Raw genomic sequence first — 13,996 nt, 5'->3', positions numbered from 1 at the left:
TTGAGAATTTAGCGACTGGCCTGTAGAGCCCGGGCCTTCTCCAGGTGGCTTTGCAGTTTTGGCAAAGTCTCATCGGCAAACGCTTTGATTTCCGGCACGTCGGTGGTCTGTGCCTGTTGCTGGATCTGGGTGATGGCTTCTTCGGTGGCTTTGACCTGACTGGCCGCGTAGGCCTGCTCGAAGGTCGCGCCATCCTTCACTTCCGGCATCAATTCCTTGGCCTTGTCGGCGAGCTCTTCGCGGGGCGCGACCGGCAAGTCGAGCTTCCTGGCGATTTTCGCCAGGTGCTGGTTGGCCGTGGTGCGGTCGTTGATGACGACGATGGTGTAATCCTTGACCTCTTTGGATTCGGTCTTGCCGTGGGCCTGACGGCTGGCTTCGATGTCGGCCATGCCTTTGGCGGAAGCATCATTGATGAATTCGGCAGGCGACTGGGCGAACGCACTGCTGGCGCACAGGCCCAGCAGGGTTGCAAAACTGACGGTACGTAAACGGGTGGCCATCCGGCTCATGGTCGCGCCCTCCTTCGTTGAAAATACTCAAGCGGGCAGTGATTCGCCCGCTGCTTAAATACACGTGGCGGACAAACGTCCGCCTCAGTTAGGAATGTTTTAACGGTCAAAGGTTTAGAAAAACTGGCCCAGGCACGACGAACGGTGCGTCCGGCAGATCCCGCATCAACCCTTGTTCGGCATCAAACCCGGCAGCGCATGCATCAGCGCGTTGATGGCGAAACCGATGAACATCACCCCGCACAGGCGAGTGATCAACAGTTCGTGACGCTGATAAACCTTGCGCACGCGATGGGCGCCGACCACGCCCACCAGAATCGCGTAAGCCAGCGCGCCGCCAACGAAACTCAGGGCAATCAGCGCCGGCAGCATCGACCAGTTGAGCAGTTCGGCGCGGCTCGACAGCAGCGCAGTGAACGTCGCCACGGCCACCGGGTAGGCCTTGGGATTGGTCAGACCGAAGACAATGCCGTGCCAGAACGGCTGACGCGCGGCGCCTTGCGCTTCGTCGCCATTGCGCCGTTGCGCACGCACCGCACGCCAGCCGAGCCAGAACAGATACAGCGCGCTAAGCACACCGAGCACATCGAACGCCGTGCTGCCGATTTCACGGGCGCCGACAATCGCGATCAACGCCGTGCTGCACCAGACCACATCACCGAGCAAATGCCCACACAAAAACCCCGCCCCGGCCCGCCGCCCATGCGCCGCACCGATGCCAAACACCGCCAGCACGCCGGGCCCTGGGGTAATGCCATAGATGAAACCCGAGGCCAGCACGGCCATAAGCAACGATGGAGTCATGGGGAACCTGCAAGCGCCAGAACACGTGGCGGCCAGTCTATATCAGCCGCTTGGGCGAGATCACGACTCGTCGTGAAAACCGATGCCGGCTCAGGGCTTTTGTCGGCACGCCGCCAAGCGTGCAGCGACGTCGCCGACCGGTTGGAGAGCATGCATCAATAACCCCTGTAGTCCTCGGGGACGACATATTGCTCGCCGTCGTAAGTCAGTGTGATACGGGTCTGTTTCAGTTGGGTCACGCTGGATACACATTGCTGACCTGACCGGGTGTTTTTCGTCTTGCTGCCACGGGTGGTGACGATGAGGTCGGCCAGACCATGGTGGCTGGTGGGGCCCACTTCGACGCTACGGCGAATCTTCTTCTCGTAGCCTTCGCAATCTACGAACTCACCGTTGCTCTTGGCAATCACCAACCCCTCCAGCACCGGGCGCAGCGCATTGCCTTCGCGCACATACAGGGCCAGATCGGTTTTTTCGTAGGGGTTGGCCTGGGAGCTGTGCGAAAACCTCGATCGCAAGCCAAAAGCCCGAGTCTCCGGCGCCAGTCGATACCGGGCCGTGTCGATCCGCAGGTCGTCAAAGCGCACGGCATCGGAGTTGTACGCCCCTGGTTTACGGTAGGTGGCGATGGGTTTGGCGCTGCTCGCATCGACGATTGCCAGATCCAGATCGAACACACCGGCCTCCTCGTCACCGGGGTCGGCCAGATACGTCGAGGTCACCGCAATCGCCTGGTTCTGCACCGCAGGCCAGACCTTGCAGCGTGACAGGGACTTGCCGTCGAAGGCCTTGATGTCGCAAGCGGCCTGGGCCTGGAAGGCACAGGCGAGAAAACCAATGGCAATCAGCAATCTGGTGGGTGGGAGCATGGTTCTTCCTTGATGACAGTCGTGTGAATGCAGGTCGATTACAGACCTTTGAGACCTTGTGGCACAACGTAAGACTTGCCGTCATAACGCAAGGTTGTCGAAACGGGTTTGGACTCGGTGATCTTATCTTTGCAAGCGTCGCCCTTGCCCACACTTGAAGTACCTGTTTCCCTCGTTCTCACGATAAGGTCCGCGTAGCCATGGGAGCTGGTTTTGGCGATCTCAACGGTTCGGGTAATTTCACTGCGCTCGCCCTCGCAATTTCCGTCCCATTCGCCGCCATACTGATAGACCAATAACTGCTGCAGCACAGGGCGCAGCGTTTCACCTTCTCTGACGTAGAGGGTGAGCTGTGTCTCATCCAATGGATTGAGTCGAGAGCTATTGGTAAAACGGCTGCGAACACCAAAGGCGCGGATATCGGGAGCGACCGAATAGCGAGCGGTATCCAGCGTCAGCTCGTGCAAAGCGACGCCGTTTGATTCGAAGGCGCTGTCCTGGTGAAAGGTCGCGATCGGCCCGGCTTGCACGTCCTGCGCAATAGACAGGTCGAGATCATAAAAGCCGCTCGTCCCCCCATCAGGGCCGGCTGCGCGCTCAAACGTGGCTTTGGCGCTGATGGACTGCCCCGGATGAGCCGGCCAGTCCTTGCATACAGAAAAATCCGCATCCCCGCTGACGGCAGGAGGCGTGCAATCAGACCAAGCCTGGCCAGCCATCAACCACCCGCCGAACGCTGCTGCGCTGATCCACATGGACTTCATTGTCACTTCCCGCTCCCTGATGACATTTCCAGTCGCGCACTATCCCCTTCTGAACCGGACGATTCAACAAAAGCAGACCAAATTGCCATTACGTAAACAGTCGCTGCTGTACCGTTCTCAGAAAGCGTTGCGAAAGATCTCCTCGATCTGGCGCTGATCCGCCGCCCGTGGATTGGTCAATCCGCAAGCGTCCTTCAAGGCGTTGGCGGCGAGCAGCGGAATGTCGCTGAGTTTGGCGCCCAGCTCGCGCAGGCCGCCGGGAATCTCGACGTCCCTGGCCAGGCTACGGATCGCGTTGATCGCGGCTTGCGCGCCCTGCTCCGCGCTGAAGCCGCGAATGTCTGCGCCCATCGCATGGGCGACGTCTCTCAGTCGCTCAGCACACACCTGCGCATTGAACGCCTGCACATGAGGCAGCAACACTGCGTTGCAAACACCGTGGGGCAAATCATAGAAGCCGCCCAACTGGTGCGCCATCGCATGGACGAACCCCAGCGAGGCATTGTTGAAGGCCATGCCGGCGAGAAATTGCGCATAGGCCATGTTTTCCCGTGCGGCGAGGTCGCTACCGTCGCGCACGGCCAGGCGCAGGTTGTTGCTGATCAGGGTCATGGCTTTGAGTGCGCAGGCATCGGTGATCGGGTTGGCGGCGGTCGAGACATAAGCTTCGATGGCGTGGGTCAGCGCGTCCATGCCGGTTGCCGCGGTCAGGCCTTTGGGCATGGCGACCATCAGTTGCGGGTCGTTGACCGACAACAGCGGCGTGACGTTGCGGTCGACGATGGCCATTTTCACGTGGCGCGATTCGTCGGTGATGATGCAGAACCGGGTCATCTCGCTGGCGGTGCCGGCGGTGGTGTTGATCGCGACCAGCGGCAGTTGCGGCTTTTGCGATCGATCGACGCCTTCGTAGTCGCGAATGTGCCCGCCATTGGTTGCGCAGAGAGCGATGCCTTTGGCGCAGTCGTGGGGCGAACCGCCGCCCAGCGAGACGATGAAATCGCAGCCGCTGTCCTGCAACAGCGCCAGCCCGGCCTCGACATTGGCGATGCTCGGGTTGGGTTTGGCGCCGTCGAAAATCACTGAGTCGATGTCCTGCATCGCCAGTTTCTCGGCCACCAGAGTGGCGACGCCAGCCTTGGCCAAACCGCTGTCGGTGACGATCAACGCCTTGCCAAAGCCATAGTTGCGGATCGCGTCCATGGCTTCGTCGAGGCAGCCGCTGCCCATGATGTTGACCGCCGGAATGAAGAAGGTGCTGCTCATCGTGTGTCTCCTGACTAGGGCCGGCTCGAGCGCTGCGCTCCGGCGGATGCACACAGGATCGACCGATCGGTCACGACGGATGTTGATCTGGCTCAATGCCCGCTCGTGATAAAGTCGCCGCCCATCTGCCCCTTTGTTTTGAGACGCCTGCGCAATGACTGATTTTCTGAATGTCGACGCCACCCTCGAAGACTGGAACGCTCTGCGCGCCGCGACCGATTTCAACGGTTTGCTGGTGGGCAATGGCGCCAGCCGCGCGGTATGGGACGACTTCGGCTACGACTCGCTGTTCGAAAATGCCCGCACCGTGGAAGAAAAACCTTTGAGCGCCTCGGAGCTGGCGGTGTTCGATGCGCTGCAAACGCGCAGCTTCGAGCAGGTACTCGGCGCACTGAAAACCACCAGCCGGGTCAACAAGGCGCTAGCCGTCAGCTCGGCGGCGCCGCGCAATCGCTACTACGCGATCAAGGAAGCGCTGATCAACACCGTGCACGCCATGCACATCCCGTGGCGGCTGGTGCAGCCGTCAACGCTGGCGACGCTGAGTGAAGAACTGGCGCGCTATCGCACGGTGTTCACCACCAATTACGACCTGCTCAACTACTGGGCGCTGCAACACGACAGCACAGTGATCGACGATCTGTTCAACGGCCCGAACGCCAGTTTCGACCTGAGCGAAAGCACCACTGACAAACCGCGCTTGCTGTACTTGCACGGCGGTCTGCATCTGGTGCGTAACCAGGACGGCACGGCGCGCAAACTGACCTCGACCGAGGGCACGCTGCTCGGCAGTTTCGCCATCAACAACACCCTGAAAACCCTTGATGACGTGCCGCTGTTCGTCAGCGAAGGGCCAAGCGCGGACAAGCTAAAGACCATCCGCAGCTCGGATTATCTGTCGTTCTGTTATCAGCAGTTATTGGGACACGACGGCAGCCTGTGCATCTTCGGCCATGCCTTGGGCGAACAGGATGCGCACATCATCCGCGCGCTGCGCCTGGCGAAACCGACAAGCGTGGCGATCTCGATTTACCCGCGCAGTGCGGCGTTCGTCCAGCATCAGAAGCGCCATTACACCAGGGTGTTCGACGGCACCGGGGTCGAGTTGCGGTTCTTTGATGCCAAGAGCCATGCGCTGGGCAATCCGAAATTGTCGGTGCCGGTCGAGGTTTGATGTAAGCCGAACTGACGCCTTCGCGAGCAGGCTCGCTCCAACAGGGGATCGCATTTCAACTGTAGGAGTGAGCCTGCTCGCGATAGCGGTCTATTGTTCGGCATCTCTATCGAAGCCGATGGCCTCATCGCGGGCAGGCTCGCTCCAGGGAAGGTGGTGTGTTCAGAGGACCGGCAAGGTCTTGTCCTTGATCACCCTGGTCGCGCCGTTGCTTTTGACGCTGGCGATGCCTTTATCGCAAGCGGCGTCCGAGGAGTACGCCTCGCTGCTGCCGATGACCTGATGGTTGGCCGCTTTCAGATTGAAATAGGGATGGCCGTCCTTGGTCGACTTTTTTTCGTAGCGCTCGTCCACCGCGCTGTTGCTCTGCACGGCGGCGATGCCACCGTCGGCGTCGGCGCGTGTGGTGTACAGCTCGCTGGTCAGAATCGTTTCGGCATTCGCCGCTTTGAGCACGAACCTGAATTGGCCGTTGCTGCTCTTGCTGACTTCGTACCATCCGGACATGCGTATTGCTCCTTGGCGAGTTAGGCAGAGTGCGCTTCAAAGTAAAGACCAGCGCGAGCTATCTGTCGCCTGTTGCGGCCCCATCGCCAGCAGGCTGGCTCCCACACTGGAATGCATTCTCGTGGGAGCCTGCTTGCGAACGGGCATGACCACTCATTACAAGATGATTTGGGTGCCGAGCAACCCGAGGAACCCGGCCAGCCATTTCGGGTGCGCGGGCCATGCCGGTGCCGTGGCCAGATTGCCCTGGACGTGGCCGTCGGTGACTGCGATGTCGATGTAGATACCGCCGGCCAGCCGCACTTCCGGCGCACAGGCCGGGTAGGCGCTGCATTCGCGTCCTTCGAGCACGCCCGCCGCCGCCAGCAGTTGCGCACCGTGGCAGACCGCGGCGATCGGTTTGCCGGCGTTGTCGAAGGCGCGCACCAGTTCAAGGACTTTCTCGTTCAGCCGCAGATACTCCGGCGCGCGCCCGCCGGGGATCAGCAGCGCGTCGTAATCGGCTTCGCTGACCTTGGCGAAGTCGAAATTCAGGGCAAACAGATGCCCGGGTTTTTCGCTGTAGGTCTGATCGCCTTCGAAGTCATGAATCGCGGTGCGCACGGTTTGCCCGGCGGCTTTATCCGGGCACACGGCGTGCACGCTGTGACCGACCATTTGCAGGGCCTGGAACGGCACCATTACTTCGTAGTCTTCGACGTAATCGCCGACCAGCATGAGGATTTTTTTGGCGGGCATGGGGAGGTCTCCTGTGAGAAAGATCCGGGAGTATTCAAGGTAGACCGAGTCATCGTTCATCGCGAGCAGGCTCACGCCTACATCTGGAATGCATTCCCCTGTAGGAGTGAGCCTGCTCGCGATGGCGTCGGCAAACTGTACGCCTCAATTTGTGTCTGTCTGTAACAGCCTGAAGCGTGCGGTTTATGGCTAGATGGAGGACTCCCAGCCACCCTCAATTCCGGTCTTCCTCATGTCCTCGCGCGAAAACACCGGCATGGCCCTCGGCCTGCTCGGTGTAGTGATTTTCAGCCTGACTCTGCCCTTCACCCGCATCGTGGTGCAGGAACTGCATCCGCTGCTCAACGGCTTGGGGCGTGCGCTGTTCGCGGCGATTCCGGCGGCGCTGCTGCTGTTGTGGCGCCGCGAGAAGTGGCCGAGCTGGCAGCAAGTCAAAGGCCTGAGCCTGGTGATCGCCGGGGTGATCCTGGGTTTTCCGGTGTTGTCGGCGTGGGCCATGCAAACGTTGCCGGCGTCCCACGGTGCGCTGGTCAATGGTTTGCAACCGCTGTGCGTGGCGCTGTACGCGGCGTGGCTGTCCCATGAGCGCCCGTCGAAAGCTTTCTGGGCTTGCGCCGCGTTGGGCAGTGCGCTGGTGCTCGGTTATGCCTTGTACACCGGGGCGGGCAGCATTCAGGCCGGGGATTTGTTGATGCTCGGCGCGATTGCTGTCGGCGGGCTGGGTTACGCCGAGGGCGGCCGCCTGGCCAGAGAGATGGGCGGCTGGCAGGTGATCTGCTGGGCGCTGGTGCTGTCGACGCCGCTGCTGATCGGGCCGGTTGTGTACCTGGCGTTGCAGCATCAGGGCGCAGTGTCGGCCAGGGCCTGGTGGGCGTTTGGGTATGTTGCGCTGTTCTCGCAGTTTCTCGGATTTTTCGCCTGGTACGCCGGGCTGGCCATGGGCGGCATCGCCCGGGTCAGTCAGATCCAGTTGCTGCAGATTTTCTTCACTATCGCTTTTTCTGCGATGTTCTTCGGCGAACACGTCGAGCCGATCACCTGGGTGTTTGCCTGCGGCGTGATTGCCACGGTGATGCTCGGGCGCAAGACCGCAGTGAGAGCCAATGTGGGAGCGAATCTGCTCGCGAAGGGGTCTTAGCAAGCGACTTTATTGTCGCCTGTCAGTCAGTTTTCGCGAGCAGGCTCGCTCCAGGGTCAGCGTCAGGCCAGGTAGCCGTCGGCGCGCAGCAGGGTTTCCAGGCAGTGTTCGCTGATGTGGTAGAACGCTTTCAGTTCCTCAATTTTCGCCAACAGCTGCGCTGGGTCGACCGGCTCGGCGCGTTTCACCGCCAGGATCATCTTGTTCTTGTTGGTGTGTTCCAGCGAGATGAACTCGAACACTTTGGTCTCATAGCCGCAGGCTTCGAGGAACAGCGCACGCAGGCTGTCGGTGACCATTTCCGCTTGCTGGCCCAGGTGCAAACCGTATTGCAGCATCGGTTTGAGCAGCGCCGGGCTCTGGATCTGCAGGCGGATCTGCTTGTGGCAGCACGGCGAGCACATGATGATCGACGCGCCCGAGCGGATGCCGGTGTGGATCGCGTAATCGGTGGCAACGTCGCAGGCATGCAGGGCGATCATCACGTCCAGCTCGCTCGGCGCGACGCTGCGCACGTCGCCGCACTTGAACACCAACCCCGGATGCTCGAGTTTGGCCGCTGCTGTGTTGCACAGATTGACCATCTCCTCACGCAGTTCAACGCCGGTGACTTCGCCTTCGGCCTTGAGAGTGTTGCGCAGGTAGTCGTGGATCGCGAACGTCAGATAGCCCTTGCCCGAGCCGAAATCCGCCACCCGCACCGGCTTGTCCAGCGCCAGCGGTGACGAGGTCAGGGCGTGGCTGAACACTTCGATGAACTTGTTGATCTGCTTCCACTTGCGCGACATCGCCGGGATCAGCTCGTGCTGGGCATTGGTCACGCCAAGGTCTTGGAGAAACGGCCGCCTCAACTCGAGAAAGCGGTTTTTCTCACGGTTATGCTCGGCAGACGGCGCCTCGCGCAATTGCTGAGGTTTGCTCTTGAACAGCGAAGACTTGCCCTTTTTGCTGTATTCCAGCTGGGCTTCGTCGCTCAGCGCCAGCAAATGCGCATTCTTGAACGAGGTCGGCAGCAGCCCGGCAATCGCCGCTACGCCTTCAGCCAGGGGCAGGTTCTTGGTGATGTCGCGGGTCTTGTAGCGGTAGACGAAGGACAGGTGCGGCTGGGCCTTGACCGTCACCGGTTTGATGATCACCCGCTGCAGATCCGCCTCGTCACCGACGTACTTGGCCAGCACCAGTTTGATGAAGCCATTCTGTTCGAGGCTGGTTTGCAGCAGCTCGATGAATTGGGCGTGGTGGTCGGGCGCAGACTTTGTGGACGGCGCGGAGGGGGCGGTGACGGACATGAAAAAGCGGCCTCGGACGGGCGAAATCGGAAATGGCGGGTATTTTAGGGGGGATGGGGATTGGGGACACGTGCTTATTTGCTGAACGGTTGGTTTGAGTACTTTAAAAGCTACCCTCACCCCAGCCCTCTCCCGGAGGGAGAGGGGGCCGACCGCGTTGTTCTGTCGAGCTGCACCGACCTGAAATACCGAGTCGAACTCAGGTTTTGAACAGCTCACCCCAGCCCTCTCCAAGGGGAGAGGGCTGGGGTGAGGGGCGAATCCACCGAAGATCTCAAACTATCTCAGCCCAACACCACCAACCGATTCGGCAACTCATTCCTCACCTGCGTCACCGGCACATGCACCTTCAACAACTCGCCACACGCCTCGATACAGGTAACAAACCCCTCCAGCGTGCGCCCCTGCCGCACCTGCTCGGTAAACGCCGCAACAATCACATCCCAGTTCTTATTGTCCAGTCGCCGCGAAATGCCCTCGTCCACCAGAATTTCCACATACCGCTCAGCCTCGCAGACAAAAATCAGCATGCCGGTGCTGCCAACGGTGTGGTGCAGGTTCTGCTCAAGAAACTGCCGCCGCGCCAGGTTCGAGGCGCGCCAGTGCCGCACGCGGCGCGGGACCAGATGGGTGGTGATTTTCGGCAGGCGGAACAGCAGGCACAGCACGATGAACAAGCCCCACTGCACCATCAGCAGGCTGCGCAAGGTCAGCCAGCCGGTCAGGTAATGCACAACGCCCGGCAGCACCAGCGCCAGCAGACTGGCCCAAAGCAGCGGGATGTAGGCATAGTCGTCTGCGCGCGCAGCCAGCACCGTGACCAGTTCAGCGTCGGTGTCGCGTTCGACCCGGGCGATCGCCTCGGCGACTTTGCGTTGTTCGTGTTCAGTCAGTAATGCCATGTCGAAAGATGCCTGCTCGTTATTGTTCTGTGCTCACCAGCCGCCGGACGAACCACCGCCGCCGAAACTGCCCCCGCCGCCGCTGAAGCCGCCTCCACCGCCACCGCCCCCGCCGAATCCACCGCCACCAAAACCGCCCCCGCCTCCGGAGCCGCCACGGCCGGCGGGCAGGATACCGAGCATCTGGCAGACAAACACCGTCAGGATGAACAACATCACCAAAAACATGAACAGCGCCGGATGCCGCGAGATGAAATCATCGGCTGGGTCGCCACTGGATTCGTACACCGTCGACGGCTCGTCCAGCGGATTGCCACCGAGCACCACCAGCATCGCCGCGACGCCGTCGCTGATGCCTTTGCTAAAATTCCCGGCCTTGAATGCGGGCGTGATGACCTGATGGATGATCACCGACGCCTGCGCATCGGTCAGCCGGTCTTCCAGGCCGTAACCGACCTCGATGCGCAGCTTGCGCTCGTCACGGGCGACGATCAGCAGTGCGCCGTTATTCTTGTCCTTTTGGCCGATGCCCCAGTGCCGGCCCAGTTGAACGCCGAAATCTTCGATGGTGGTGCCCTGCAGATCGGGCAGCGTGACCACCACCACTTGTTCGCCGGTCGCCTGTTCGTGGGCCTGCAATTGCTGGCTCAGCTGCGCACGCAGCGACGGCTCGAGCATCTGCGCCTGATCGACGACGCGCCCGCTCAGCGCCGGGAACGTCAATTCGGCCTGGGCGCTGACGGCGAACAGCCAGAGCATCAGCACCAGGCCCGTTTTCAACACGCGCATGCATAACCTCATCGCCAACATCGGATCAGAACTTCACTTCCGGGGCCTTTTCCGCGCCGGGCGTGGTGGCTTCGAAGGTTTCGCGCATCGGCAGATCGCTGTACATCACGCTGTGCCACAGACGCCCGGGGAAGGTGCGGATCTCGGTGTTGTATTTCTGCACCGCCAGAATGAAATCGCGGCGCGCCACGGCGATGCGGTTTTCCGTGCCCTCGAGCTGCGATTGCAGAGCGAGGAAATTCTGGTTGGCCTTCAGGTCCGGATAGCGCTCGGAGACCACCATCAGGCGGCTCAACGCGCCGGTCAGTTGATCCTGCGCCTGCTGGAACTGCTTGAGTTTCGCTGGATCGTCGAGGGTGCTGGCATCGACCTGGATCGACGTCGCCTTGGCCCGCGCTTCGATCACGGCGGTCAGGGTCTCCTGTTCATGGGCTGCATAGCCCTTCACGGTTTCCACCAGGTTGGGGATCAGATCGGCGCGGCGCTGGTACTGGTTCTGCACCTGGCCCCAGGCGGCTTTGGCCTGTTCGTCGAGGGTCGGGATATTATTGATGCCGCACGCGGTCAGAAACGCAGCCAGCACCAGCAGCGTGGCCACTTGCAAACGTGAGCGATAGGTCGGGCTGATCGTCATTGCGGTGATGCTCCTTTGATTAAAAAACCGCGCGCTGAATATTCCGGCACGGCGGTTGGGGCATAATCGGCCCCGCCACTGGATTGCGACGGGCTTATGGGCTAAAAAGTGCCCTTCGCGTTCACGCTGCCGCTGTCGGCTGTGGTTTTTTGGCTCTGAATATTCGAGCCGGCACCCGAACAACAATAGTCGCTCCTTACATTTTGGCTGGCCGGTGTTTCGTCACCGCTTGGGCCCTTGAGAAAAATATTCATGAAGAAGCTGTGTTTGCTGGGCCTGTTCGTCAGCCTGGCCAGTCACCAGGTACTGGCCGCCACGGTCCCGGTTCCCTTGGAAAACAAGGACGCGTTCATCAGCAACCTGATGGGCCAGATGACCCTCGATGAGAAGATCGGCCAGTTGCGCCTGATCAGCATCGGCCCGGAAATGCCTCGCGAGCTGATCCGCAAAGAGATCGCCGCCGGCAACATCGGCGGCACCTTCAATTCGATCACTCGCGCGGAAAACCGTCCGATGCAGGACGCTGCCATGCGCAGCCGCCTGAAGATTCCGATGTTTTTCGCGTACGACGTGATCCACGGTCACCGTACGATTTTCCCGATTCCGCTGGCCCTCGCCTCGAGCTGGGACATGGACGCCATCGGCCAGTCCGGGCGCGTGGCGGCGAAAGAAGCCGCCGCCGACAGCCTCGACATCACTTTCGCGCCGATGGTCGACATTTCCCGCGACCCACGCTGGGGCCGCAGCTCCGAAGGTTTCGGTGAAGACACCTACCTGACTTCGCGCATTGCCGGGGTCATGGTCCGCGCTTATCAGGGGGCAACCCCGAGCGCCGCCGACAGCATCATGGCCAGCGTCAAGCACTTCGCCCTGTACGGCGCGGTCGAGGGCGGTCGCGACTACAACACGGTCGACATGAGCCCGGTGAAGATGTACCAGGATTACCTGCCGCCGTACCGCGCCGCGATCGATGCCGGCGCCGGTGGGGTGATGGTCGCGTTGAACTCGATCAATGGTATTCCGGCCACGGCCAATACCTGGCTGATGAACGATCTGCTGCGCAGAGATTGGGGCTTCAAGGGCCTGGCAGTCAGCGACCACGGGGCGATTTTCGAGCTGATCAAACACGGCGTCGCTCGCGACGGTCGTGAAGCAGCGAAGCTGGCGATCAAGGCCGGCATCGACATGAGCATGAACGACACGCTGTACGGCAAGGAACTGCCGGGGCTGCTCAAATCCGGCGAAATCGAACAGAAAGACATCGACAACGCGGTGCGCGAAGTGCTCGCCGCCAAGTACGACATGGGCCTGTTCAAGGACCCGTACCTGCGCATCGGCAAGGCCGAGGATGATCCGGCCGACACCTACGCCGAAAGCCGTTTGCACCGTGCCGAGGCCCGCGAAGTGGCGCGGCGCAGCCTGGTGTTGCTGAAGAATCAGAATGAAACCCTGCCGCTGAAGAAAACCGCGAAAGTCGCGCTGGTCGGCCCGCTGGCCAAAGCGCCAATCGACATGATGGGCAGTTGGGCCGCCGCCGGTCGCCCTACACAATCGGTGACGCTGTTTGACGGCATGAGCGCAGTGATCGGCGACAAATCGAAGCTGATCTACGCCCGTGGCGCCAATATCACTGGCGACAAGAAGGTCCTCGACTACCTGAACTTCCTCAACTTCGATGCGCCGGAAGTGGTCGATGATCCGCGCCCTGCCAGTGTATTGATCGACGAAGCGGTCAAGGCCGCCAAGGATGCCGACGTGGTGGTTGCGGCAGTGGGCGAATCCCGTGGCATGTCCCACGAATCCTCCAGCCGTACCGACCTGAACATCCCGGAAACCCAGCGCGAGCTGATCCGCGCGCTGAAAGCCACGGGAAAACCGCTGGTGCTGGTGCTGATGAACGGCCGCCCGCTGACGATTCTCGAAGAGAACCAGTCGGCTGACGCGATTCTGGAAACCTGGTTCAGCGGCACCGAGGGTGGCAACGCGATTGCCGACGTGCTGTTCGGTGACTACAACCCGTCGGGCAAACTGCCGGTGACCTTCCCGCGCTCCGTCGGGCAGATCCCGACCTACTACAACCACCTGAGCATTGGCCGGCCATTCACGCCGGGCAAACCGGGCAACTACACCTCGCAGTATTTCGATGACACCACCGGGCCGCTGTTTCCGTTCGGTTATGGCCTGAGCTACACCACGTTTGCCTTGAGCGACATGGCCTTGTCGTCGACCACGTTGAATGCCACCGGCAAGCTCGACGCCAGCGTGATGGTCAAGAACACCGGCAAGCGTGACGGCGAAACCGTGGTGCAGCTGTACATTCAGGACGTCACCGGCTCGATGATCCGCCCGGTGAAAGAACTGAAGAACTTCCAGAAGATCATGCTCAAGGCCGGCGAACAGAAAGTCGTGCACTTCACCATCACTGAGGATGACCTGAAGTTCTACAACGCCCAACTGAAATACGCGGCCGAGCCGGGCAAGTTCAATGTGCAGATCGGCCTGGATTCGCAGAGCGTGACGCAGCAGAGTTTCGAATTGCTCTAACAAACACCGAGTCCACTTGTAGGAGTGAGCCTGCTCGCGATAGCGGTCATTCAGTTACTTCAAAGT

General features: G+C 60.9%; 14 protein-coding genes. 3 read left to right on the top strand and 11 right to left on the bottom strand.

Features of this window, described 5'->3' with window-relative positions; all coding sequences use genetic code 11:
* Positions 1-8: 8 nt before the first annotated feature.
* The 5 genes from BLU52_RS05050 to yiaY form a co-directional block, all read right to left on the bottom strand.
* Positions 9-512 (bottom strand): DUF4142 domain-containing protein, encoded by a 504-nt coding sequence (locus BLU52_RS05050; RefSeq protein ID WP_090282180.1) that lies wholly within the window; start codon positions 510-512, stop codon positions 9-11.
* 165 nt (positions 513-677) lie between these two features.
* On the bottom strand, positions 678-1,316 hold the full coding sequence (locus BLU52_RS05045; RefSeq protein ID WP_090282179.1) for a LysE family translocator: 639 nt from the start codon (positions 1,314-1,316) through the stop codon (positions 678-680).
* 155 nt (positions 1,317-1,471) lie between these two features.
* A complete protein-coding gene (locus BLU52_RS05040; RefSeq protein WP_090282178.1) occupies positions 1,472-2,185 on the bottom strand; it encodes a PA3715 family protein in 714 nt (237 codons plus the stop codon).
* A gap of 38 nt (positions 2,186-2,223) precedes the next feature.
* Positions 2,224-2,949, bottom strand: a complete 726-nt coding sequence (locus BLU52_RS05035) for a PA3715 family protein (RefSeq protein ID WP_331716664.1) — start codon at positions 2,947-2,949, stop codon at positions 2,224-2,226.
* A 117-nt stretch (positions 2,950-3,066) separates the two neighbouring features.
* On the bottom strand, positions 3,067-4,215 hold the full coding sequence (gene yiaY / locus BLU52_RS05030) for an L-threonine dehydrogenase (protein WP_090282176.1): 1,149 nt from the start codon (positions 4,213-4,215) through the stop codon (positions 3,067-3,069).
* 154 nt (positions 4,216-4,369) lie between these two features.
* Here yiaY and BLU52_RS05025 point away from each other — a divergent pair, with 154 nt between their 5' ends.
* A complete protein-coding gene (locus BLU52_RS05025; RefSeq protein ID WP_090282175.1) occupies positions 4,370-5,389 on the top strand; it encodes a DUF4917 family protein in 1,020 nt (339 codons plus the stop codon).
* Positions 5,390-5,551: 162 nt separating this feature from the next.
* Here the strand turns inward: BLU52_RS05025 and BLU52_RS05020 are convergent, their stop codons facing one another.
* On the bottom strand, positions 5,552-5,896 hold the full coding sequence (locus BLU52_RS05020; RefSeq protein ID WP_090282174.1) for a YegP family protein: 345 nt from the start codon (positions 5,894-5,896) through the stop codon (positions 5,552-5,554).
* A 156-nt stretch (positions 5,897-6,052) separates the two neighbouring features.
* The gene (locus tag BLU52_RS05015) at positions 6,053-6,634 is read right to left on the bottom strand and encodes a DJ-1/PfpI family protein (RefSeq protein WP_090282173.1); all 582 of its coding nucleotides are present in this window, start codon (positions 6,632-6,634) and stop codon (positions 6,053-6,055) included.
* 232 nt (positions 6,635-6,866) lie between these two features.
* On the opposite strand from BLU52_RS05015, the gene BLU52_RS05010 reads away from it, so the two are divergent.
* Positions 6,867-7,772: a DMT family transporter gene (locus BLU52_RS05010; RefSeq protein WP_090282172.1), complete on the top strand. Its 906-nt coding sequence runs from the start codon at positions 6,867-6,869 to the stop codon at positions 7,770-7,772.
* 62 nt (positions 7,773-7,834) lie between these two features.
* Here BLU52_RS05010 and BLU52_RS05005 read toward each other — a convergent pair whose 3' ends face one another.
* The 4 genes from BLU52_RS05005 to BLU52_RS04990 all read right to left on the bottom strand — a co-directional run bounded on the left by BLU52_RS05005 (position 7,835) and on the right by BLU52_RS04990 (position 11,386).
* A complete protein-coding gene (locus tag BLU52_RS05005; RefSeq protein WP_090282171.1) occupies positions 7,835-9,061 on the bottom strand; it encodes a class I SAM-dependent methyltransferase in 1,227 nt (408 codons plus the stop codon).
* A 284-nt stretch (positions 9,062-9,345) separates the two neighbouring features.
* The gene (locus tag BLU52_RS05000; RefSeq protein WP_090282170.1) at positions 9,346-9,963 is read right to left on the bottom strand and encodes a TPM domain-containing protein; all 618 of its coding nucleotides are present in this window, start codon (positions 9,961-9,963) and stop codon (positions 9,346-9,348) included.
* A 33-nt stretch (positions 9,964-9,996) separates the two neighbouring features.
* Complete coding sequence (locus BLU52_RS04995) at positions 9,997-10,752, bottom strand: TPM domain-containing protein (protein WP_090282169.1); 756 nt, start codon at positions 10,750-10,752, stop codon at positions 9,997-9,999.
* Between the two features lie 25 nt (positions 10,753-10,777).
* Positions 10,778-11,386: a LemA family protein gene (locus tag BLU52_RS04990; RefSeq protein ID WP_090282168.1), complete on the bottom strand. Its 609-nt coding sequence runs from the start codon at positions 11,384-11,386 to the stop codon at positions 10,778-10,780.
* 252 nt (positions 11,387-11,638) lie between these two features.
* On the opposite strand from BLU52_RS04990, the gene bglX reads away from it, so the two are divergent.
* Complete coding sequence (gene bglX, locus BLU52_RS04985; RefSeq protein ID WP_090282167.1) at positions 11,639-13,930, top strand: beta-glucosidase BglX; 2,292 nt, start codon at positions 11,639-11,641, stop codon at positions 13,928-13,930.
* Positions 13,931-13,996: the final 66 nt, after the last annotated feature.

Origin of the sequence: Pseudomonas granadensis (genome assembly GCF_900105485.1) — a bacterium.
In the GTDB taxonomy this organism is placed as follows: domain Bacteria; phylum Pseudomonadota; class Gammaproteobacteria; order Pseudomonadales; family Pseudomonadaceae; genus Aquipseudomonas; species Aquipseudomonas granadensis.
This window is presented reverse-complemented; position numbering and strand designations above follow the sequence as displayed.

Coding starts and splice junctions, on each gene's coding strand:
- BLU52_RS05050 (WP_090282180.1), bottom strand. CDS start 512: ATGAGCCGGATGGCCACCCGTTTACGTACCGTCAGTTTTGCAACCCTG.
- BLU52_RS05045 (WP_090282179.1), bottom strand. CDS start 1,316: ATGACTCCATCGTTGCTTATGGCCGTGCTGGCCTCGGGTTTCATCTAT.
- BLU52_RS05040 (WP_090282178.1), bottom strand. CDS start 2,185: ATGCTCCCACCCACCAGATTGCTGATTGCCATTGGTTTTCTCGCCTGT.
- BLU52_RS05035 (WP_331716664.1), bottom strand. CDS start 2,949: ATGAAGTCCATGTGGATCAGCGCAGCAGCGTTCGGCGGGTGGTTGATG.
- yiaY (WP_090282176.1), bottom strand. CDS start 4,215: ATGAGCAGCACCTTCTTCATTCCGGCGGTCAACATCATGGGCAGCGGC.
- BLU52_RS05025 (WP_090282175.1), top strand. CDS start 4,370: ATGACTGATTTTCTGAATGTCGACGCCACCCTCGAAGACTGGAACGCT.
- BLU52_RS05020 (WP_090282174.1), bottom strand. CDS start 5,896: ATGTCCGGATGGTACGAAGTCAGCAAGAGCAGCAACGGCCAATTCAGG.
- BLU52_RS05015 (WP_090282173.1), bottom strand. CDS start 6,634: ATGCCCGCCAAAAAAATCCTCATGCTGGTCGGCGATTACGTCGAAGAC.
- BLU52_RS05010 (WP_090282172.1), top strand. CDS start 6,867: ATGTCCTCGCGCGAAAACACCGGCATGGCCCTCGGCCTGCTCGGTGTA.
- BLU52_RS05005 (WP_090282171.1), bottom strand. CDS start 9,061: ATGTCCGTCACCGCCCCCTCCGCGCCGTCCACAAAGTCTGCGCCCGAC.
- BLU52_RS05000 (WP_090282170.1), bottom strand. CDS start 9,963: ATGGCATTACTGACTGAACACGAACAACGCAAAGTCGCCGAGGCGATC.
- BLU52_RS04995 (WP_090282169.1), bottom strand. CDS start 10,752: ATGCGCGTGTTGAAAACGGGCCTGGTGCTGATGCTCTGGCTGTTCGCC.
- BLU52_RS04990 (WP_090282168.1), bottom strand. CDS start 11,386: ATGACGATCAGCCCGACCTATCGCTCACGTTTGCAAGTGGCCACGCTG.
- bglX (WP_090282167.1), top strand. CDS start 11,639: ATGAAGAAGCTGTGTTTGCTGGGCCTGTTCGTCAGCCTGGCCAGTCAC.